This is a genomic window from Limosilactobacillus ingluviei DSM 15946 (assembly GCF_001435775.1).
Lineage (GTDB): Bacteria > Bacillota > Bacilli > Lactobacillales > Lactobacillaceae > Limosilactobacillus > Limosilactobacillus ingluviei.
Map to the genome: position 1 here is coordinate 45,481 of NZ_AZFK01000018.1, position 19,728 is coordinate 65,208.

29 protein-coding genes are annotated in these 19,728 nt (G+C 39.7%); 1 reads left to right on the forward strand and 28 read right to left on the reverse strand.

Going from position 1 to position 19,728, the window contains the following annotated elements; translation table 11 throughout:
- Positions 1-62: 62 nt before the first annotated feature.
- The 28 genes from FC43_RS03185 to FC43_RS03330 form a co-directional block, all read right to left on the reverse strand.
- Positions 63-743, reverse strand: coding sequence for a hypothetical protein (locus FC43_RS03185; protein WP_056954045.1), 681 nt, complete (start codon positions 741-743; stop codon positions 63-65).
- Between the two features lie 602 nt (positions 744-1,345).
- A complete protein-coding gene (locus FC43_RS03190) occupies positions 1,346-1,945 on the reverse strand; it encodes a hypothetical protein (RefSeq protein WP_056954047.1) in 600 nt (199 codons plus the stop codon).
- A gap of 12 nt (positions 1,946-1,957) precedes the next feature.
- Complete coding sequence (locus FC43_RS03195; RefSeq protein ID WP_056954049.1) at positions 1,958-2,224, reverse strand: type II toxin-antitoxin system YafQ family toxin; 267 nt, start codon at positions 2,222-2,224, stop codon at positions 1,958-1,960.
- On the reverse strand, positions 2,225-2,566 hold the full coding sequence (locus tag FC43_RS03200) for a hypothetical protein (protein WP_056954052.1): 342 nt from the start codon (positions 2,564-2,566) through the stop codon (positions 2,225-2,227).
- 78 nt (positions 2,567-2,644) lie between these two features.
- On the reverse strand, positions 2,645-3,475 hold the full coding sequence (locus FC43_RS03205) for a hypothetical protein (RefSeq protein WP_056954054.1): 831 nt from the start codon (positions 3,473-3,475) through the stop codon (positions 2,645-2,647).
- Between the two features lie 22 nt (positions 3,476-3,497).
- Positions 3,498-3,806, reverse strand: a complete 309-nt coding sequence (locus tag FC43_RS03210; protein WP_056954056.1) for a hypothetical protein — start codon at positions 3,804-3,806, stop codon at positions 3,498-3,500.
- Between the two features lie 40 nt (positions 3,807-3,846).
- On the reverse strand, positions 3,847-4,095 hold the full coding sequence (locus FC43_RS03215) for a hypothetical protein (protein WP_056954058.1): 249 nt from the start codon (positions 4,093-4,095) through the stop codon (positions 3,847-3,849).
- A 300-nt stretch (positions 4,096-4,395) separates the two neighbouring features.
- Positions 4,396-4,689 (reverse strand): hypothetical protein, encoded by a 294-nt coding sequence (locus FC43_RS03225; protein ID WP_056954061.1) that lies wholly within the window; start codon positions 4,687-4,689, stop codon positions 4,396-4,398.
- Positions 4,690-4,764: 75 nt separating this feature from the next.
- Positions 4,765-4,977, reverse strand: coding sequence for a hypothetical protein (locus FC43_RS03230; RefSeq protein ID WP_056954063.1), 213 nt, complete (start codon positions 4,975-4,977; stop codon positions 4,765-4,767).
- Positions 4,978-4,983: 6 nt separating this feature from the next.
- Entirely contained in the window at positions 4,984-5,388 is a 405-nt protein-coding gene (locus FC43_RS03235) for a hypothetical protein (RefSeq protein WP_056954065.1), read from the reverse strand.
- Between the two features lie 14 nt (positions 5,389-5,402).
- Positions 5,403-5,723 (reverse strand): hypothetical protein, encoded by a 321-nt coding sequence (locus tag FC43_RS03240; RefSeq protein ID WP_056954067.1) that lies wholly within the window; start codon positions 5,721-5,723, stop codon positions 5,403-5,405.
- Positions 5,724-5,729: 6 nt separating this feature from the next.
- Positions 5,730-6,374 (reverse strand): hypothetical protein, encoded by a 645-nt coding sequence (locus FC43_RS03245; RefSeq protein ID WP_056954069.1) that lies wholly within the window; start codon positions 6,372-6,374, stop codon positions 5,730-5,732.
- Between the two features lie 37 nt (positions 6,375-6,411).
- Positions 6,412-6,642, reverse strand: coding sequence for a hypothetical protein (locus tag FC43_RS03250; RefSeq protein WP_156648255.1), 231 nt, complete (start codon positions 6,640-6,642; stop codon positions 6,412-6,414).
- Positions 6,608-6,982 carry a hypothetical protein gene (locus FC43_RS03255; RefSeq protein ID WP_056954073.1) on the reverse strand — a complete coding sequence of 125 codons (375 nt, stop codon included), beginning with the start codon at positions 6,980-6,982 and terminating at the stop codon, positions 6,608-6,610. Before FC43_RS03255 ends, FC43_RS03250 begins: the two co-directional genes overlap by 35 nt.
- 97 nt (positions 6,983-7,079) lie before the next feature.
- Complete coding sequence (locus tag FC43_RS03260) at positions 7,080-7,298, reverse strand: hypothetical protein (protein WP_056954075.1); 219 nt, start codon at positions 7,296-7,298, stop codon at positions 7,080-7,082.
- A 12-nt stretch (positions 7,299-7,310) separates the two neighbouring features.
- A complete protein-coding gene (locus tag FC43_RS03265; protein ID WP_056954077.1) occupies positions 7,311-7,598 on the reverse strand; it encodes a hypothetical protein in 288 nt (95 codons plus the stop codon).
- Positions 7,599-7,713: 115 nt separating this feature from the next.
- The gene (locus tag FC43_RS03270) at positions 7,714-8,133 is read right to left on the reverse strand and encodes a hypothetical protein (RefSeq protein ID WP_056954079.1); all 420 of its coding nucleotides are present in this window, start codon (positions 8,131-8,133) and stop codon (positions 7,714-7,716) included.
- A 25-nt stretch (positions 8,134-8,158) separates the two neighbouring features.
- Positions 8,159-8,404, reverse strand: coding sequence for a hypothetical protein (locus tag FC43_RS03275; RefSeq protein WP_056954081.1), 246 nt, complete (start codon positions 8,402-8,404; stop codon positions 8,159-8,161).
- Positions 8,405-8,508: 104 nt separating this feature from the next.
- Positions 8,509-8,751 (reverse strand): hypothetical protein, encoded by a 243-nt coding sequence (locus FC43_RS03280; RefSeq protein ID WP_056954082.1) that lies wholly within the window; start codon positions 8,749-8,751, stop codon positions 8,509-8,511.
- Positions 8,752-9,001: 250 nt separating this feature from the next.
- A complete protein-coding gene (locus FC43_RS03285) occupies positions 9,002-9,253 on the reverse strand; it encodes a hypothetical protein (RefSeq protein WP_056954084.1) in 252 nt (83 codons plus the stop codon).
- Positions 9,254-9,259: 6 nt separating this feature from the next.
- Positions 9,260-9,505 (reverse strand): hypothetical protein, encoded by a 246-nt coding sequence (locus FC43_RS03290; RefSeq protein WP_056954086.1) that lies wholly within the window; start codon positions 9,503-9,505, stop codon positions 9,260-9,262.
- 21 nt (positions 9,506-9,526) lie between these two features.
- The gene (locus tag FC43_RS03295; RefSeq protein WP_056954088.1) at positions 9,527-9,844 is read right to left on the reverse strand and encodes a hypothetical protein; all 318 of its coding nucleotides are present in this window, start codon (positions 9,842-9,844) and stop codon (positions 9,527-9,529) included.
- Positions 9,845-9,944: 100 nt separating this feature from the next.
- Positions 9,945-10,283, reverse strand: a complete 339-nt coding sequence (locus FC43_RS03300; protein WP_191979093.1) for a DUF8033 domain-containing protein — start codon at positions 10,281-10,283, stop codon at positions 9,945-9,947.
- A gap of 2 nt (positions 10,284-10,285) precedes the next feature.
- The gene (locus FC43_RS03305) at positions 10,286-10,561 is read right to left on the reverse strand and encodes a hypothetical protein (RefSeq protein WP_056954090.1); all 276 of its coding nucleotides are present in this window, start codon (positions 10,559-10,561) and stop codon (positions 10,286-10,288) included.
- Between the two features lie 12 nt (positions 10,562-10,573).
- Complete coding sequence (locus FC43_RS03310; protein WP_056954092.1) at positions 10,574-10,831, reverse strand: hypothetical protein; 258 nt, start codon at positions 10,829-10,831, stop codon at positions 10,574-10,576.
- A gap of 4,179 nt (positions 10,832-15,010) precedes the next feature.
- Positions 15,011-15,577, reverse strand: coding sequence for a hypothetical protein (locus FC43_RS03320; RefSeq protein ID WP_056954096.1), 567 nt, complete (start codon positions 15,575-15,577; stop codon positions 15,011-15,013).
- Positions 15,578-15,903: 326 nt separating this feature from the next.
- Positions 15,904-16,476 (reverse strand): hypothetical protein, encoded by a 573-nt coding sequence (locus FC43_RS03325; protein WP_056954097.1) that lies wholly within the window; start codon positions 16,474-16,476, stop codon positions 15,904-15,906.
- A gap of 29 nt (positions 16,477-16,505) precedes the next feature.
- Positions 16,506-17,705, reverse strand: a complete 1,200-nt coding sequence (locus tag FC43_RS03330) for a ParM/StbA family protein (protein WP_056954099.1) — start codon at positions 17,703-17,705, stop codon at positions 16,506-16,508.
- A 558-nt stretch (positions 17,706-18,263) separates the two neighbouring features.
- Here FC43_RS03330 and FC43_RS03335 point away from each other — a divergent pair.
- A complete protein-coding gene (locus FC43_RS03335) occupies positions 18,264-19,526 on the forward strand; it encodes a replication initiator protein A (protein ID WP_056954101.1) in 1,263 nt (420 codons plus the stop codon).
- Positions 19,527-19,728: the final 202 nt, after the last annotated feature.

The window sequence follows — 19,728 nt, forward strand, 5'->3', positions numbered from 1 at the left end:
ACATCATACCTAATTAACTATTCTGTGTCAACTATTTTTGGATAGTAAAAATAAAAAGCGGTCTATGATAACACACTTTTTAACTGTTGAGATAGTTCAGGGTATGTTAACCCTAACCGCCTTGTTAAAACACGTGATGATGGCATAGCATCTCTATCTATTGATGTATCATATTGTCGTAAGTTGGTTAGATTATTTTTCTTCATGTATTTTGCGGCCATGTTAAAAAGTTCAATATTGCTCTTATCTCCCCATTTGCCACTTCTAATTTTATAGCCATATTTTTGGGCATAAAGTTCTTTAAATTTTTCAAAAGAGTAACCGTGCTTGGATAGGGTTTGATAGGTAGTGTCTAAGTTTAAATTAACCATTTTCTCAAAAGTGACAGCGTCATTAATTTTTTTCTCATTGATTAGTTTTAACGCCTCATCAACCACATATCTGAGATTATCTGGATTAGTAAGGCGCAACCCCTTTTCACGTCTCATGCTTAGTTTAGCGGATTCTCTTTTAGCGTTATTTGAAATATTCTTCTTCCCGTCATAGTCAAACCCCAACTCATGCATTAATTCTTGCCACTTCATACCAGTGACCTTCAATGCTCCGTTTGGGCTAGGTGCTACCCCACGTTGATATTCTTTTTGGTACACAGTTCTACTTGGGTTATCTTGAATGCCAAGGCGAATAATTTCTTGCTTTAAGTCTTGCTTGATTTCCTCAACACTCCGTTTTGCTTTTGGCATTCTAAATTCCTCCGAAATTTTCTTTCTTGCGAGCCTACTATAAGTTTGGTATTATGTAGGTGAAACCGAGTGGGGAAGGTTGCGACTCCCCGCGCTAAGGATTATTTACTTGGTGTTCACCGCCTATTATGGCGGTTTTTCTTTTTGTCTCGGATAAACAGCCGACAAATGAGCCGGCGCATCGCAATAAGCTGACGCAATATCACGATTATTACCGCAAGGCAAGCAGAAATGTTCAACAGTGTCCCTAGGGCCGCCGCGAACAGCAACTTTAATTCCACCTTTCATTATTACCACCCCGATCCGTATCTCTACATTAATGCACCGTAGGCGCTTCTGTTCAGACTTGGAGATCTCGGGCCTAATAATGACCTAGCGTTTTACTCGGTTCCACTTACATAATACCAAACCTTTCGGCCTGGTCAAAATTACTTTTGTTTGCGCTTTTAGATCAGTCTTAGAACCATTTATTTTTTTCCCTTTAATTCAATAAATATTTTTGCCCATCACTTTATGATAATAATTTGTTTTGCCATAGTCATATTCAATAGATACTTCTTGGTGGTTGATTTCTGGCGTGGTTAGAATTTCTTTGGGCATGATTATTTACCCCCTAATTTTGCAAGTTCACGATCAATTTCTTCGATCCGCGATAACAATTTTTCTTTTTCGTTTTCTAGCTTTACTTTCTTTTTATCATCATCTAAATTCAATACCTCAACGGTGTATGGTTTATCAGTTTGTTCTTTGTACTTTTCTATCTCACTTGGCAGCACGTCATTAATTCTTACGATTGTACCAACTTTTACTCCCACAGTGGGGTATTTGTTGCTACTCTCATTGACCACACCGCCCTTTAACAGATAAACGCCATCACCAGTAATTATTCTGCTTTCTTTGCCACGTGTCCGGAAAATTGCTTTCCCAAGAACCATTACGGCTGGGCCTTGTATGAAATACTCATTAAAAGTTACTTCTACATTAACTGTTTCGGCAACTGACTGATCGTCATGCCCAAAAAATTCTTTCATGGCTTCTCGCGCTGCCTGAATTGCCCCTTCATTATCCGGGATAGACCATTGACGAGTATCAGCTTCCCACCAATTACCTTTAATAAATTTTATTTTCCAAACGAACCCCGGGTGATATGGCGTTGTAATGTAAGCCCGACCATCTTTGTGTTCGATTTTTAATTCATTCATGACGCATCCTCCTTATTGTAAATTATCATGTGTCAACATATCTATTAACAACAATTTATTTTCTTTTCGACTATATCTAATTAACCAATTATCCCTTGGGCCAGTAACGTGTAATTCGCGGCCGCCAACGTGTAACTTATGGTCACGGTGTTGTTTTCTCAACACCTGACGATCATTTTCAATAAGGCGACGAATTACTTTTTCGGTTTCGTGCAAGGGATAATTTTTCTTTCTAAAGCGCTTCTCTTTACGCAAATAATTTTTCGTCTTGATAATCACCTAGCCCACCACCTCATTCGCAAATTCCATCAGTTCACCGGTTAACCTGTAAGATAATTCCCGGTCTTCGTCATAAAAAACCAAGTTACTTACCACGTTGTAAACGTCCATAATCACTGAGTAGATAATTTCTTTTTTAGGCTGGTCACTAGCACGAAATTCAGTATGAGCTGATTCGATTGAAAAGATCATATTCTCACACACGTTGCCGTTGGGGCTTTCAACCCTACCGTAATAAGTATTATATTTTTCTACAATACCACCATTAATTCTAAACTTATCCAACACACCATAAAAGCAATTAATCGCAAATTTTTTCGCTTCACTTTCTGATACATACATACAAAACATTCCTCCAATAATTTCTTTTTCCCATAAGGGAATAACTCAACCAGGGGTCGAACCTGGCAAGCTACCAACTTAGTTGAGTTTAATGTTTTTCCATGCTGAATGATTAAATTCTGTTTCCATACCAACACTGTGCTTTAAATCCTTAACAACTACTTGTTTACGTAATTCTTTCAACCAGTCAACTAAAGCTGGTTCGTCATCGTCATAAAAATTATTTTCTACTAAGTAGTCAATTACTTCTTGTGATAGTGGGTTGATGACGGGGTGGGCGTATGGGTCACTCACGCCGTCAGTCACTAAAACCTGTTCTGTTTGGATATGATAGATTAAGTGTTCTTTAACTTCCCACGCGTCTTCAAGACTATTTGCGCCAGTCTTTAATTGTCCCCAATCAAATTCATCAGCATCGCCCACCACTTTGGCAAAATCAAACAAGTCGATATCATGCTTCAAATTATCAAGTAATTCTTTCTTACTCATTACCTTGGCGGCGAACTCGTTACCAATATATTCACGCCCTACTAGTTTTTCCTGTTGATCATTTAATTCTTTTGGTAATACAAATGGGTCAATGTTTTTCCGGTATTCCTTAACGGCTGCGTCACGTTCACCAGCATTCCAAAGAGCCAAAATATTTTTCCCTAGGTCGTTTTCTAACAGCTTGTCAAAATAGCTACTAGGTTCATACTCGCTATTAATTTCTTCTCCCGGCTCTAATGAGTTCATTAGGTATTCTCTAAATGGGTTTAATTCCTTGATCATGTACATATCATCAATGTAAGTTTCAATTGGCGTCCCGGCCGGGTGTGGTGTTCCCCAGTTATTTCGACCAGCGGCGTAATCCATCAATCGAATCAAAAATTCTTTTTCTTGTTCTTGGAAATAAGTTTGTTCATTCATTTTTCTTCCCCCTAAAATTATTTTAAAAGTTATCGTTCACAAACTTGTTGGCGATTATTTCTAGTTCCCTTAGATAGGAAAGAGTCACATTATTTCGACAATAGCTTAGGTATTTTTCTTTTGACCACCCGTGTTTCTTATTATAAAATTCATATCCAATTTCAGTCATTTCAATAAGCGCGTGGCGTTCAATCTTAAATTCTTTACCTTCGGCAAATAGGTCTAATTCGTCCCATGGCCGCCAGTGGGTTTCAATTTTAATAATTCGCCCGTCCTTTTCGATTCCGATAACAGCCTTATCCCATTCGTATGGTTTCGTGTACATTTCCATTTTTTCTTCCCCCTAAAAATTATTTTCTAAATTATCTGTTTTATACGCTTTGAATTTCATAAGTCCGCAACCATAAACTACCATCTTGTACAATCCACTTACGATTACTCAATTTACGTAGCCAATTGTCAAAGTTGAAGCCTTGAGCAGCGAGCTTTTCAATTTTCGCCTTATCCTTTAAATACTCATTTTTCATGGCTTCCTGGGCTTGATCAAGTGTCGCATAATGTTTTTCGAATTCAGTATTCACTTTACTACCTAAGCCTTTTTTCACTGTTAAAATTTCCATATTATTCAACTCCTCAAAAATTTCTTTTTCTGACTAAAATTCACATGCTACTTTCTTATAAGACCAACCTCGGTCCTCGAATTCGCACATCATAGCGTCGGTGTCGTCCCAAATGTAATTCTTTAGAAAACCTCGAAAATCGTTAATTCCCCAGCTATGCAAGATTTTGATTAACCGTTTCTTGTTGAAATAACATAAGTAAGCTGTGCTACCCTCAACACCTGTTGCAAATTCCATGTACATAATAATTACCTCTTAATAGTAAATTTATTTCTAATAGTGTTTTTGTTATGAAAATTTCTAATATTCTGAACGACGTAAACCTAAGTAAAAACATTTTCCATCTGCTGTTTTTCCGAATGACTGATATAAATAATTTCCGTCATCATCTTGGTCGTATTCTTCACCAACACAAAATGTTTGAATAAATTTAATACCTAATTGGCTCTCTAAAATTTCTTTTGTCACTTCCTCTAATGGATATGGTGGCAAAACACAGTACATATCAGAATAGATTTCATGTTCAACTTCTTGAAATAACTGTGGAGTTAATTCGCCATCTTTATTCCAATCTTTCATCGTATAAATACTCATTTCGATTTCCTCACTTTCACAAATGCTGTCATATCAATGTTTCTTAAGGGTAAATTTCTTTATGAAATACATATTTTACAATTCTACAGACTTAACCTTGTCACCAAGTTGGGCCGCCATTTCGTCAACATGATTCCAATCGTATTCTTCAAACCACAACTTTCGCCAGTCGCTAACGTGTAACACTTTTTGCGTGTACTTGATTAATTTCTTTTTGTTGACCAGCACTGACAACGATTTATTATCTAGGTCGCCCAACAATCCATCTTCATAATGAATTTTCTTCATGATTCTTTACCCCTTTACATTCATTACTTGCTTTGCAAATTCTTGGTAGTGTTCTAACGTGTACAGTTCACTAATTTCTGGGCGACTGATTAATTTTCTTTCTGGGTCAATCAAAGAGTGATCAACGCCAATCACGGCTTCAATCGCAAAGTGATAATTTCCCTCTTCAAATTCTTTCAGTAATTTCTTAACTTGCTTCAATCCATAGTCGGCGCCAATACTTTGCAAAATGTAGCGACCGGCAATAATTTCCATATAATCTAACAATTCATTTCTTGCTTTGTTTAACGCGCCACCACCATAGGAACCAGATTCAACCAATTCATTTCGTTTAGCGTTAACTGTTTCAAACGCTGGGACAAGTTCTATTAATTCTTTTTGTTGACGGATTAAATTTTCTTTAGTCTTCATAATTCATTACCCCTTTAGAAATTCCCAAAGTAGCTTTTAACTTCGTCCACCATATTCTTTTCTAAATTCCATTGTTCATTGCCACCGTCAAGGCAAAGGCCACGGTTGCATTCTTGTAATGTTGACAAGTAGTAACATGGCCAATATACAGTCTTATGTGTATCTGGATGTCTTACTAGAAACTGAATTAACTTATCGTTAGGAAAAAGTTGTTTTTCATCTTGAACAACCCCTACATAAATATGGTAGTTGCAAGCATTTGGGCCAAGGTAGAAAAATTCTTTTTCTAAGCCATCATCTTTATTAAGTAAATTAACTTTTGGTTGGTACTTCATAATTCTTTACCCCCGTTGAATTTCTTTCCAATTTTCATCATTTAGTGAAATTCCCGCGCAATCCCTAAACACTTCAAATAATTCTTTTTCGCTATCGGCGTAAATATCACAAAGCTGATCTTCAATACAATCGTTTTCGTCGTATAAGTAATACATATAAATTTCTCCATTAACGAATTGATTATAAGTTTTTAGTTCCCCTTCAACGGCATTGGCGGCATTTTCTTGCCAATTCTTGCCATTCCCAAACCAGTTTTGAACGTCCTTTTTCGTGGCATACATATACCCAACACAGCCGGTGTCCCAACCATAATCTACACCGGCAAAATATTTCAGTACCGAATGATCTAGGCATGAAATTGGTGTCAAATAAATTTCTTTTTCAAGCGCCAATTTGACTACCCGTTCAAAAAAACTATCTGTTGAATTTTCTTCATCGTGAATGGTGTATACCTTTTCACCAAGCAAGGTCGCCAACCCTTGCACCACGCCGTTAAAATCGTGTTCGTCCGGCGAGTAACGGCGACTTTCAAACGTATAGAACTTCATAAGATTAGAAAATGAGGTTCGCGGACTTTCCGGGTTTTGATCATAGTCAATGATTAGCCGCTTGCGTTCGTTCCAATTGATAAATTCTTTATATGGATTCATAATTTTTACCCCCATTAAATTTCTTTCTAGTTGCTAATTAGATACGCTTAATTTCTGCTGTTTCATCAATTAAATTTTCGGCGTAATCTTCCCCACCTTCCATATCAATGTAATCGTCTAAAGATTCCGTAAGTTTGGCAATATCATCGTCCTGTAATTTGTGTACCGCCTTATATTCGTGTGTATCGGCGTAGTAACGCCCAACAGTACCACTTTCTAAGTCGATCGCCCCATCAATACGCGGCCAACCAAAACGCTTCAAAGCCAAACAGAAAATTATTTGTACTGGTATCTTTGATTAAGTGCTTGCAATAATCACCAAACAGCGTCCATATTGCTTCATATTCACCTAATAAAAATTTCTTTTTTCTACCCTTATCAATAATCAAGGCGTCCGTTTCTTGACCGTCAACTACATAATATTCTTCATTAATTAATTCGTTTAATTCATTGCCATTTAATTCCAGTCCGATAAATTCAAGCCCGATATCTTTCAACAGTCCAATTAATTCTTCCCGTGTATCAAATTCGCCAACTTCGTTATACAGTAGCCCACGGCCGTTACTCTTTTCGTTAATTACTTCGATTACGTTAATGTTTTCAGTCATTTCAAACACCCCTATAAAAATTATTTTTGCATATCGGGTTTAGTCGATATGTAGGGCCGCAATTAAGCGGCTACTAAACCCTAACTCATTATTTTTTCTATTCGGCTACATTCCATAAAGCGTCGAAAATATCCATCAAATTTTCTTCAATTGCCGCGTCGTCAGCGTTGTAATCTTCACTTGGATTAATACCAGCAAGCCCAACTAAATCTTCACGCGACTGAAAGAATAATTCTTTCTGTTGATTGTTTTGTGTAAGTTTGACCGTGTAAGATAATCCACTACCTTGTTCGACTAGCTTCAATTCTTTTTCCATGGTGCTACCCCCCTATTTGAAATATAATTCTGTGGCGCTGGCATGCTCGCCTTGCTGTGATAATAATTCTTGGCCGTTATGAGTTGACACGATTAATTGCCATTCCCCACCCCGGTCTTTGTAGCTTTCCACGTCTAACTTGTCTAAATGCATTACGTGGCCATCTTTGATAGTTTGATTGGCTTTCAGTTTCCTAATGCTGGTTGACTGGTCTTTAATTTCTTTTTGCTGGTAGATATTGCCGCCGATAGATACCAGCAACGCAATACTTACAAGCCCGGCAAATAAATTCTTTTTCACGATTAGAACCCCCGTCCAATTACTACTAACGCCGTTGCGATAAAACCTAAAGCGATACAAAACAAGATGAAAAATTCTACTTCCCGCAAAATTCTATGACCCATGTTTTAACCCCCTAACGTTGAAATTGTGCAAAGAATTTTTCAATTTCCTTTTGCTGAATTTCGGCAACGGTCGGGACCCAGCGACCAGCAAAACCTTTTGACTTGTCAAAATATTCTTTATCAGAAATTTCTTTGTCTTTCCGCGATTGGTCTAATTCCCATTCATCATAAAATTCATCAGCAATTTTCTGGTCATTAGTAAGAAAACCGTGCAAGATACTAGATTGATCACTTGCAAATTCTTCGACAACTACCAACCATTTGCGGCGAACACGCCCAACGCGGAAACCTTCAAAATCAATTAAATAATGAGAAATTAGCGACCCTTCGACTTCATAGCATTCACCATGTGAAGCCGCAAAAATTTTTTCAACATTCTTTAATTTCATTTCGCCTAAATCGTAAGTAGGTAACATTCTTTTCTTAGCCATAATTATTGCCCCCTAAAAATTCTTTCTATAGTTCTATTACTTCGACCGGATTTTCCCAGTCGCAATCGTCGCCCTGATCGCCATTTCCAAAATATTCTTGATCAATCGCCCAAATGATTGTGCACTCACGGCCGTGTTCATCAATCCCCGCGGCTTGATAGTATGGGGTCTTATCAATTTCACCGTCTAAATAGACTTCCTGTGTTAGCCAGTAGCTTTTGCCGTTGTAAACAACGTGCTCACCGAATTGTTTTTCTAATTCTTCAAACATGATTGTTACCCCCTAAAAATTATTTTTTAATACCGACTGTTGTCTAATTCATCAAGTTCGCCTAATAGCTTAATTTCAAATTTAATTTCTTTCATTAAGGGTTGTTACCCTTCTTTATGCCAACTTGTGATAATGCCCTCGTCTTTTACATATTCCAATAGTTGAGAAACTTCACCGTCAAATCCTAATTGGCCTTCGTTGAGCTTATAAAATTCAACTGTTTCAACTTGGCTCGCAAGTTTCATTGATTGTAATGCGTTGATTAAATCGTTCCACATTTGCTTAGTATTCCAACCGCTATTTTCAAAAATAAACTTGTTATTTTTAATAGTTACTACATAATTCATAATAATTTCCTCCAATTCTTACCTTTTCTAAAATCTGTTTTATAAATCTTGTTCACTTAACCAGCTCATCAGCCAACATTGCTAAGAGAGTCCATATTTCATTGATTTTTGTTTCGTCCGATCTACCACCTTAATCGAAAATATCGTCCCAACCATTTTCGCCAATGTATTTGCCGAACTTGAATGCTACATAGCAAACAAGGCAAAACAAAATTTTATTCATAAACCACGTCAACATAATTTCTACCCCCTATACTAAATAGCTATCTAAAATAATTTCGTTGATAGTTAAAACGCTGTTTTCGATTCCAGTTTCCTTGTCGTCAAAGGCTACATAATTACCAAATTCAGAAGTCCAGTAGAATGATTCACCAATCTTACGACTGATAAGTTTTTCACCCGCCGTTTGCGCAAGTTCAAACGTTGAGTAATAGCCAACTGTTTGACTGTTAGCACTTAAAGCAATGTTTTCACGATACGTTAACTGATAGATTTTCTTCATTTTTCATTACCCCCTAATTTCTAAAATTTCTACCGGTTGACCGGCTAACCCAGATAAATTCTTTTCGTTGACGGTCTTTAAATCTGCCACCGTGTCGGGGCAATGCTTGCCATCAACCCAGCAATCAAACTCACCGGCCGGCGTTTCTATCAATTCCACATAGATATGTGGAAATTCTTTATCGCCACTTTGAAAGCGATATGACCAAAGCTGTTTGAATTGTCTACCGTAAATTTTATTTTTTAAAAGCATTGTTTTACCCCCGTATTTCTTTTAGGCTTTGTACTTTTTCCACCATTCGGCATATTCGCGTTGTTCTTCGTCGGTTGGGACGTCCGCGTTTCCCATTCTCATAAACCCTAGGTAAAGTTTTTCGCCGAATACTTCAATGTATTCTTCACGGTCATCATCTAGCTGAACCGGGAAAGTTTCACCTTCAAAAGGCCATGCAATGATTTCAATTTCAAACTTTGGCCCAATCCATACGCCCCGGCGGTAAGCAATTTTCGCCTTGCCGTCCGTAATATCTAACAGCGCAATATCAGCGCCGTTTTTGCGTTCCCAGTACGTAAATTCTGTGTTCTTGATCATTGTCAAGACCCCCTATAATATTTTTTCATACCAGCCTAGAATCTGATATGTAGTGCGGCAATTATACCGCGTTTCTAGGCTTTTTGTCTATTCTTGTCAATTAGTATAAATTGAATTGCATAGCCGTTTCAAAATCATCAAGCGTAGCCCCGGCAACTTGCCGGCCGTATTGCTTATAAAAATCCCATTGATGGCGACGGGTGGTTGCTGACCAGTTACCAAACGACAAGAAACGGCCATCAGGTAAAACCGCCGCAACGTAAGTTGTATAGGATACAAGGATTTTCAAACCGTTTTCAAATTCTAAAACATTTGCCTTGTCATAGAACGATTTTCTACCATCGTACACCGGTTTAAGTTCAACATATTCATGGCGACCCTTACGGGCTTCTTTGGCGATAGTTTGGAAATTGTAAGCGTTCATTTGTTGAGTTTTCATGATTAAACCCCCTTGACAAATTCGATTAATTGCGATTCATCTTTGACTTGATCAACCATATTAGCAAGCCACAAAGCAAGGTCGACAACGTCCCCAAACTTGCCGGTCAAGTCGTAAAACTTGCCATCAGCGACTTTCAAGCCTACCAAGTTCAGCGGTGAAAAGTCGCGGCGACCTTCAAAAAGCGCCGTTACCATGGCGGCTGGCGCGTTCGTTTCTTGCCACGTGATCACAAAGTGACGTGCTTTTTCAAATTCAATCGGTTCAACTTTCAGCATGTTTATACCCCCTTAGTTCATAGCCTTCAAAATTGCGGTCAACTTTGCCTTGGCGTCGTTGTAATCAAGCTCACCAAAATCAACAACTTGACCCAGCTTTTCGCCGTTTAAATTGCGTTGGTAATCGTCCGCCGTGATTAGCTTATCACGGTATTCACAGCCCCAACCCTCCTCATAAGTGAAGAAAGTACCGACCGGCTTTCCGTCAACTAAAACAGTTTCCGGGTAGCCTTCCCCGTCAAATTTTGCGTTTCGATATTCAATTTTCATTACATATCCCCTTTTCAATTCATTTTTAATTTGCTGGGTCGATTCGCCCAGCTATGTATAACGACCAATCAAGGCAAGCCTTGACTGATCCAAAAGCGCCCACTTTGTTGTCGGTGCTACCCATTCCACCCGCGGGAAGGGTTCCCGGGGTTTTGCCCCCGGGGGTATTGGTAGCCCTAGCGACTTTACAGCCGCCCGGGACGGTGACGAATACCCGCCGGGAATCAGGCTTAATCCCCTTAAATTGCGGGCGTTACGGCGCCCCGTTTACATATTCAGTTTTCAAGATTCAAGCCCGGAGTCTTTCACCGGATTTTGTCGCGTTCCCGCGACTCTTGCAATTTTGAAGGGCTGTCCCAACTTTAGACGCTTGCCAAACGCCTTTGCCTAGATTAGCCGGTTACCCGACTAACCCCCATAACTTGCGCGCGTTTCTCACCCCACCACTTTTACCGTGGCTTTTCGCCCAACCCTTACGGGTCCGGGAATGAGACCGGCGCCGACCAGACGAACTTTTAACGCCCGGCTTACGCTATGGTCGGCTTGCCCTTTAAGGTGGGGCTACCCCTAACCCGACCAGTTACCCGATCGGGCGCCCCCGGGACTACCCCCGGGGGAAGTTATTCAGTTGAGCGGTTTTTGTAAAGCCCCGTTACCGCCGGGGGCTTAATCAGATTACTGGGTTGCTATTTGTACCGCCCCGCAACCCGCGGGGCCAAGCCCTTATTTGATTGTCTTAATCTTACCACGGCTTCAATTCCGTGTCAACTACTTTTTTAAGTAGTTTTTGCGGGGCTTGTCGCCCCCGGTAAGATTAAGTTGTTGACTTAACTTTATCACCCTTTCGGGTTGGTGTCAACTACTTTTTTAAAAAGTTTTGAGGGTCGTTTTTTGCCTTTTAATGGTAGAAATAGTTTGTTTTGAGAAAGTTTGACCAGTGCTGGCGCCTTGTGCCTCAATGGATTGAACGAATTTTGAAGTGTGCATTTGCCGGGGTATTTCAAAAAAGTTGCAAAAATAGTTGACACCGTATAATTTAAGGGGTATTATAATGACACAAGCAAGGCGAAAAGCCCCGCAATTAAAGAATTGACAAGCGGGCGGACGAAGTAGCTGGGGGGAAACGTTTCTAGGCCATGGCGGCCGGCACTCTTTGGGGCTGAGCAAAGAGAAAATAGACCGCCACCACATAAAGAGCAGACACCGCGGGCGCGCGACGCGGGGCCAGCCTATACATATAAAGCAAGGGGCACCCCCTACCCTTACGGGCGGGGTTCCTTTTGCGTACACTTATTTATTAACCTTGTCAAGGGTTTTCTTTGATTTGGTTGCAGTTTTTCTGTGCTAATTTTTGTAAGCGCTTACATTAGCAGCAATAAGAAAAGGCGAGAATTTCCCGCCCTTGCTTATCATGCCAACCCATGCTATACTTAGCATTAGCCAAGAATGCTGAAGTAAATTCAACACTTAGGCCGGTGGATTAGCTTTTGAACCCGTGTCCCGGGGTGCTGGGAACACCCCGCCGGCTAGGTTGTAACCAAAAATTGTGTTAAATTATCCACCGCCTTCCATTTCGTCCAAAGCCTCACGCCTTGGACGTTTTTTAGTATTCCACAGGTTTTTTAGTTTGTCAAGATTATTTCCTAAGTTTTTGTTATGACGTCCTATTTTTGCACGGGGTAAGACTTACGGCGCCGGGTGTTTTCCTTATGACGGAATTAATTTGTCCCCCTATATTTATAACGCGCGGGCGTACGCGGGCGGGCGCGTATATAGTAGACTTAGTGGGCGTGCTGGTATGGTGATATTGGGGCTAGGCTTAGGGGCGTAAGGGTTTAGGGCGTTCGGGGTGGTGTGCTGATATGCTAGTGCGGTGTGATCGTATGCACGTATTCAGGTGAGAGCGCGCGGCGTGCGTTCGTGTATCGTGTTCGGGGTCTTATGTGTTGGTATACCTAGGGTTTGGCTTATCGTGTTCGGGTATAGTGGTGCGTGCGAACGGCGTTATAGCGAACAAGAAAGAGAGACAAAGCGGGTTAAGCCTTAGGGCGATAGGCGGTTAAGCTGTTCGGGTGTGTCGTTCGTATTCAAACATGTGTATACATAGTTCAAGCGTTGAGAGAGTAGGCGTTTGAAATATCGTTCGGGTCATGTTTTGTATACTAAACGGCGTTTATTAATTTTGCGTATAATTGGCGGTTATAAAGTGCGTGGTTGGTGGATTTCGGGAGTGAGTTTGTGGTGTGGTTTTTGGTTTATTGGTTGAATTGTCGGAATGAATACGAAAACAGTTTCGAGCAGTTTGGTAGGATTGGGCGCGGGTGGGTGTGTGGTTTTAGAAACTGGATGAAATGGTTCTTGTGTGTATATTTTAGGGTGTGGATAACCTGTGGATATGGTGTGGAAAACTAGGTCCTTATATTAGAAAATTTTAATAATTGCAGTTGTGAAATTTGGTGCTGGTCGGGGTGCTGGTCTGCTGGTCGGACAATTCCCCCCGGCTGGTCTTTTCTATTAAAGGGGTAAAACCCTTTTTATTTTGCACGTGATTAATTTACTAGAAAACGGCAGACAAGAAATAATCCATATTATTTCACGCCCGGGCGGGGGTGTATTTACTCAAATTCATAAAATTATTTATAGCATTTTATAGCTAGTTGCTTCACCCACACACCAAAAATCGCACCCAATCCGACCTCAAACCTACTCCTATCAACCCCTCAAAACCCAGTAATACCAACGCTTTCCGCCCCACTCCCTTATAGACGCTCCGCGTACCTAACAAGAATTACCTCAGCCTGCCCCTGCTAAGTCTCCCAATCCCCTACCATTAAATACATTACCTACCCTGCCCGTAAGAAATAATGCTACGTATTTCGCACGAATTACTCCTTACCCCACCTCTAAATTCCCTCTCAGAAGCATATTCCAGCATTGCAACCCATTACCCCTCATTAACTTATCTCTGATCCCGTATCTCACTAAATACATAACTCTATTTATAGAATGAATATACTGATATACGTCTAAATTCCGCAACCATTTTGCCCAAAAATGAAAACAATGAAAGATTTACCGATCGTTTTCATACATTTTCATACCCAAAACCACCCAATCCACCCCATCTCAATGGGTATGCTTTTCTAATTTTTGACCATGTAGAACCCTAGAATTACCCTTTGGTCCACTATATTTTCACAAACTTTAGCCTATCGTAATCTACCGTTAATACGTCTGTGGTAATTGATTGTGAATTTTCCTTCACTAACTTTAGGCTTAATTTACCCCAGTTGGCCCTTTCTCATAATTCGGGGGCTATTTACTCAAAATGACCCGAAAATCTATGTATATTCCCAATGTAAGCGAAGTAAAAAGTCACTAATTTAATGCTACCTATTAACCTACTAGCAGGCATGATAGACAGCGCCAAATTAGTGACTTTCAAAATGTATAAAAGCATTGCCCCAAAATCGGGCGTATTTTCTCATAATTGACCGAATTGGTTGCCAAAATAGGGAGTGTATTTACTCGAATCAACCTATCACAATTGACCCCTAAATCACTGGTCTTAGGTAGTGCCTAACTTTGAGTTCTAGTGCTTTATTTTGAAGTGCATTATATACTACGAATTACTCCACATCAGCCAAAACCACAAATGCCCTCTAATCACCATTAATATAGTCTCTCTCAAAATACTTTGTGAAATCCAACCGTATAAAACCGTTTCGTCAGTAAAATACTCTCGCTAAAAATCGACCTAATCCCCTGTAAATTCCGTCTATTTGAGTTCCGTCTAAACAAGATGCTTACCAGCATTGCGTAAACACCTATTAAATAGTGGATCGCAAAATCATTGTGAAATTATAGCGCTCAAAAATTTGGAACCCTCTCAAAACCGACCCGGAACTCAAAGATTTAGCAGCTTCCTCAAAACCAACCTAATCAATACGCACGCAGCGTATTAGGCGCAATCCACTAATTACCTCAAAATAGTAAAAACACGGTCTAACACCCTTTAAATTCCGTCTAAAATAGCACTGTATTTTAAGCCTGATACTCCCTAATTAACTGCCCACGTTATATTTAGAGCACCTGCAATTATCGTTAAACCGTAGTAACGACCTATGTATAAGTTAATTAGGTGCAAAATAAAAAGAGACCAGTAGGTCTCTCAGTCGTCTAATCTACATGCTGTATGTCTACACCAATATTTGACCGTAGTAGGTCGCCGATTGAATCAAATGCACTATAACTACTTCTGATAGCATCGGGATCACTTAAACAACTAGCAACAATGAGGCGAATTGTTTTAATACTATTGTCTTCCATAAGTATATTAAATGAATACTCCAGTCGCCGTAAATATACCCTAGACTTATTACCAGCTCCAGATACAGCGCCAACGATCGCACCAGCGCCACCGGCTAGTAACCCTCCGACTACTGCTCTTGAAATTGGGTGCCCATTACGAGACTCTTCATTGAGTCGCTCGATTGATTGGACATTAAACATATTATCGCTATTCATATTATGGTAATAATGACCATCTTTGGTAACAAATAGTAATCGTCGATTATTTGTGTCGAAGTATACTTTACCATTATCCAAATAAAAACACGGTCCCGGATATTTCTTTTTAAATTCCCTGTCTTCTGTGGCATCAGTATCTGTATCTACGAACTTCACTAGAATAAAAACTACCCATGCTAAAATCACTCCTAGCACCACAATTATCTTAACTAACACTAGCCTCACCCCATTATTAACTTAAATCGTTACCAAATATCCAAACTAAAATCGGGATCAGAAAGAAGAACAAACCAAACGATTTCCATACTGTCTCCCAAAATCCATAGTCCATAAGATCACACTTTCATTTAGAGCATGGCGTCAATTATAAACAGGATAACTAACCATGCTAAAGCGGCTAATACAAACCCAATGAACGCAGCAAGCAATCCTAGAAATACTCCACCCATTCAAACCACCTTATTGTATGATATATCTAACATTTAGCATCACTTATAATACATATATCATGTGTATTAGATATATCATCTATATCAAATGTATCATTTTTCTTGATCAAACGACGCCAGATTAGCAAACTTAGCCCGTAATGAATCAACATCAAGGTTGTTTGGGTCAAACCCTTTAACGTCTTCTTCATCTCCGTTACCGCTATTATCTTCGGCTTTTTCTGTCGCTACTGGATCGTCATTTTCGACTTCCTGTTTAGTTTCATCGTCGTTTGATTCATTATCTACCTTAGTTGTGTCGACACTATCAGAACCATCATCTTCGATCTCATCGTGATCGCTCTCGTCTACTTCGTCTTTTACTGGTTCGTCATCAGTCGTCTTTTCGTCTTCAACCTTTGGCTTTGTTTTCTTACGTGACCGACGTTTCCGGGTTAATCCAGATGGTACATTTGCCCCATCTAGCACTGCTTCCCAGCCGACCAATTGTACAAAAGCATGGAAGTCAATCGTCCCGTACGTAGCATCAATATACCGAATAATATCCCGAATTGATGCTGAAAACGATCCCTGCTTCTCGATCCATGCTGCAACGTCATCGTCCTTGGTGTACCGAAACGACTTATACATACCAGTAGTTTTTGATTTAGCTTTACGACGAGGCATGATAGTTCTCCTTTCTCATTACCGATTTCCTATTTCTTATTGATGATACTGTCGATCATTACCAACCCACGTTCATTGCAATATGGTGCGTCTTCTGCCGGAATAAAGATAACAAAAATGTCTTCACCACCAGTGAATTGACGCAGCTTTTCAGATAATTGTTCCCGCAAATCTGAGTATTGGCTCATTGGAATAGAAGCACCACCGTGTACCCATGCAACACTGACATCTGCTCCGGCTAAGTTCATCGCCTTGCTTACCGTCTTAACGATTTGCGGTACTTGTGGGCTAATTTGTTGTTTAACAATTTCTTCTACACGTGCCTTACGCTTACGGTCGAGTGGACCAGCTGGACGTGCTAAGTAACTTTGCAGCTTAATACGGTCTTCAAAGAAGATCTTCTTAGCTTGAAGTGCAAGAATCGCATCTTCTAATACATAATCATACCCTTGATTTGAAGACAACGAAGCGTTGAGCATTGGGTTACCGTCAATAACAGCCAAAACATCAGCGGTCTTGGAACCCAGGTCAAGGTGAATTGAGTTTGGCGCACTAATAAGGTCGTCGACAGAAATCTCTTTAGCGGCTTCCGGATAGTGTTCTTTGAAGTCTTGCCAAATTCCTTTCTTTAATGCACTGTCGGCGTTTTGAATATAGAAATGGGCTGGTTCACCTTCAAAATCAACGAATACGTTCTTGAAATTGATCTTGACTGTGATTGGGTCTACAAAGTTGTTGATCGTAACAGTGTGCGACCGTCCAAGGTAGCGTTCCTTGTAACGTTTACGCGTCCCAGGTACCTTTGCTTCTGAAATCGGAAGTGCAGTAGTCATATCAACATCAACCTTCAACGTTTCTGATAGGTCCTCCCCATCATTATGCGCTTCAACCACACGGTGACCAGCAATCAAACCAAGAGTAAGAATTACTGATAAGTCTGATTCTGACTTACCCTCGTAGTCATTAATGTCAAATCCAACTAAATTATTGGACTTGCGAACGGCTGCGTCACCAAAGTAGAACCGCCCACGTGTCGAAACAGCAGAACTAGCAACTGAAATATCGAGATTTTGAAGTAAGGTATCAAAATATCCATCATCTTCAATATCAGCTGGGTCAACAATATCTAATTCACGTACTGGAGCAATAACAGATGGCACTTCAAAGTGCTTACCATTAATCGTACCTTTGATCTTGCTATTACCTAAGTCATTACTTAATGAAATCATGTTAAATCCTCCTAATTAACATACTACTAAACCTAAAATGTCATTCGCTATAATGCAAATATCATTTGTTATACAAATAATACCACATTTCAAACATAAGTCAAGCATTATTGTATTAAGTGTATCGTTTTGTAATACAATGTGATATATTGTATTACAAAACGTGCAATGATGTTGATATATCAGCGATTCCATACCGTGGTTTATCGTTTATTATGTACCGAACTATCAACTGAATCAGAAAATTAAAGTTTTGTTGACGATTACGGAAAAGTATGTAACAATTGAACCAAGACAACTGCGAAAAACAACGGAGCGTGTATAAAACTCTTTTGACTTTGTAATTGTCTTAACAAAATTAAAACTCCCAGGTATTGGCGTACCTGGGAGTTGACTAAAATTTAATTTTAAGGTTAGGCAACTAAACTAACACACACCTAACCTTTTATACCAATAAGGCTCTTCAAACCTGTACACATATTATAGCATATTAAGTGTACATAGTTAAAGCCTTATTGGATATTTGTAAACCCTTTATTTAGGAAAGGAATGAAAAATATGCCAAGTAAGGCTTTTTTAGGTCTTAACGTAGACCTACTCAACAACCCAAAATATGACGAAATCAAAATGGACGCACTGGTCTTATACTCACTGTACGCAGATCGCGCAGCATGTTCTAAGGCTAATTCCAACAACGGAAATAACAATTTCGTCGATAAAAATGGTCGTCACTTCGTAATCTTTACAGACGATGAGGCATCTAAATTGATTCGCACGTCAACAAGAACTATTGCCAATTACCGTAAGAAACTTGCGAGTGTCGGATTAATCACGCAGACTGTTGTATTTACCGGTTTACGTCGTATTAACCGTATCTTCGTCAATGACGTTGAACAGACACCAAAGAACGTTGAAGTTAAATTGCACTGGAAGAACCACACTGTACGTACTGAAACTGTGGTAAGCAGCTGGACTATCTCTGCCAAGTTAAACTGGATTAATACCATGGCGAAGAATATTCTGGACCGTGTGGAAAATAACGACATGACCAACCGGAAAAAAGTTCCATTAAGTCTATCTCAAGCTAGTCTAACTCAGGGTCTATCAACAGATGGACATGATACGACCCAGGCGCAAGTGCCCGTGTCTGAATATCGCAAATTGCCAGAAGCAATTCGGACTGAATTCGGAAAACACTTTGGCTTTATTAATCCAACAATCGCTAAGCGACTTAACAACCTAGTGGCAAACCAAGGGGAAGACTGCGTTCTTTACGCAATCCAAAAGACCTCTAGCCGCAATGTTAAGAGTCCGATTGCCTACGTAGAAAGTTGCTTACGTAACGCTGCTAATAATGGCTTGAAGACTGTTGCTGAAATGATGGCATTTGACCAACAATACGCCCAAAACAAGCCTGAGAAGGCGCAAAAGCGACCATCCAAGAAGACGTTTGGTCGTAAGAAGGCGAAGAAGATTGAAAAATTGCCGGATTGGGCACAAAAACAGTGGGATAGTACGCCTAAACCATTCCAAGAATCAACTGTTGCCATGACCCCAAACACAGAACAAGAAGTAACGCCTCAATGTACTGAAAACAAGTCTAATAGCGCCGATTTGAAGAATTTTGTCGAAAAGTCAGTAAACTACCTCGAAAACCAAGGATTTATTGTGCCAGAAACTAGCTCTAATGACCATGAACAAGGCGTATTAGAGCGTATTAAGAGTACCATCAAGACTATGTTTGGGTTAGAAACTGGTGTCGAAGAAGTGTCAAATGCACTATCAGCATGGCGATTAGACCGTATGATTTCGAGTCTGTAATTTTGGTCAGAATAGCGCATTGATTTAGCTGTCGATATGTAAATTATGAAAGCGATGAAAATATTGATATAGCAGTATATCAAGTGGCATTATGAGACAAGTGTCTTATGAAAATAGTGGATAATGTAATTTTGTATTGATTTTGAGAAAAAATAATTTAAAATAATAGACAGGTGTATTGATAAGCGTGAAAAAGTTTATC

Coding starts and splice junctions, on each gene's coding strand:
- FC43_RS03185 (WP_056954045.1), bottom strand. CDS start 743: ATGCCAAAAGCAAAACGGAGTGTTGAGGAAATCAAGCAAGACTTAAAG.
- FC43_RS03190 (WP_056954047.1), bottom strand. CDS start 1,945: ATGAATGAATTAAAAATCGAACACAAAGATGGTCGGGCTTACATTACA.
- FC43_RS03200 (WP_056954052.1), bottom strand. CDS start 2,566: ATGTATGTATCAGAAAGTGAAGCGAAAAAATTTGCGATTAATTGCTTT.
- FC43_RS03205 (WP_056954054.1), bottom strand. CDS start 3,475: ATGAATGAACAAACTTATTTCCAAGAACAAGAAAAAGAATTTTTGATT.
- FC43_RS03210 (WP_056954056.1), bottom strand. CDS start 3,806: ATGGAAATGTACACGAAACCATACGAATGGGATAAGGCTGTTATCGGA.
- FC43_RS03215 (WP_056954058.1), bottom strand. CDS start 4,095: ATGGAAATTTTAACAGTGAAAAAAGGCTTAGGTAGTAAAGTGAATACT.
- FC43_RS03225 (WP_056954061.1), bottom strand. CDS start 4,689: ATGAGTATTTATACGATGAAAGATTGGAATAAAGATGGCGAATTAACT.
- FC43_RS03230 (WP_056954063.1), bottom strand. CDS start 4,977: ATGAAGAAAATTCATTATGAAGATGGATTGTTGGGCGACCTAGATAAT.
- FC43_RS03235 (WP_056954065.1), bottom strand. CDS start 5,388: ATGAAGACTAAAGAAAATTTAATCCGTCAACAAAAAGAATTAATAGAA.
- FC43_RS03240 (WP_056954067.1), bottom strand. CDS start 5,723: ATGAAGTACCAACCAAAAGTTAATTTACTTAATAAAGATGATGGCTTA.
- FC43_RS03245 (WP_056954069.1), bottom strand. CDS start 6,374: ATGAATCCATATAAAGAATTTATCAATTGGAACGAACGCAAGCGGCTA.
- FC43_RS03255 (WP_056954073.1), bottom strand. CDS start 6,982: ATGACTGAAAACATTAACGTAATCGAAGTAATTAACGAAAAGAGTAAC.
- FC43_RS03260 (WP_056954075.1), bottom strand. CDS start 7,298: ATGGAAAAAGAATTGAAGCTAGTCGAACAAGGTAGTGGATTATCTTAC.
- FC43_RS03270 (WP_056954079.1), bottom strand. CDS start 8,133: ATGGCTAAGAAAAGAATGTTACCTACTTACGATTTAGGCGAAATGAAA.
- FC43_RS03275 (WP_056954081.1), bottom strand. CDS start 8,404: ATGTTTGAAGAATTAGAAAAACAATTCGGTGAGCACGTTGTTTACAAC.
- FC43_RS03280 (WP_056954082.1), bottom strand. CDS start 8,751: ATGAATTATGTAGTAACTATTAAAAATAACAAGTTTATTTTTGAAAAT.
- FC43_RS03285 (WP_056954084.1), bottom strand. CDS start 9,253: ATGAAGAAAATCTATCAGTTAACGTATCGTGAAAACATTGCTTTAAGT.
- FC43_RS03290 (WP_056954086.1), bottom strand. CDS start 9,505: ATGCTTTTAAAAAATAAAATTTACGGTAGACAATTCAAACAGCTTTGG.
- FC43_RS03295 (WP_056954088.1), bottom strand. CDS start 9,844: ATGATCAAGAACACAGAATTTACGTACTGGGAACGCAAAAACGGCGCT.
- FC43_RS03300 (WP_191979093.1), bottom strand. CDS start 10,283: ATGAAAACTCAACAAATGAACGCTTACAATTTCCAAACTATCGCCAAA.
- FC43_RS03305 (WP_056954090.1), bottom strand. CDS start 10,561: ATGCTGAAAGTTGAACCGATTGAATTTGAAAAAGCACGTCACTTTGTG.
- FC43_RS03310 (WP_056954092.1), bottom strand. CDS start 10,831: ATGAAAATTGAATATCGAAACGCAAAATTTGACGGGGAAGGCTACCCG.
- FC43_RS03325 (WP_056954097.1), bottom strand. CDS start 16,476: ATGCCTCGTCGTAAAGCTAAATCAAAAACTACTGGTATGTATAAGTCG.
- FC43_RS03330 (WP_056954099.1), bottom strand. CDS start 17,705: ATGATTTCATTAAGTAATGACTTAGGTAATAGCAAGATCAAAGGTACG.
- FC43_RS03335 (WP_056954101.1), top strand. CDS start 18,264: ATGCCAAGTAAGGCTTTTTTAGGTCTTAACGTAGACCTACTCAACAAC.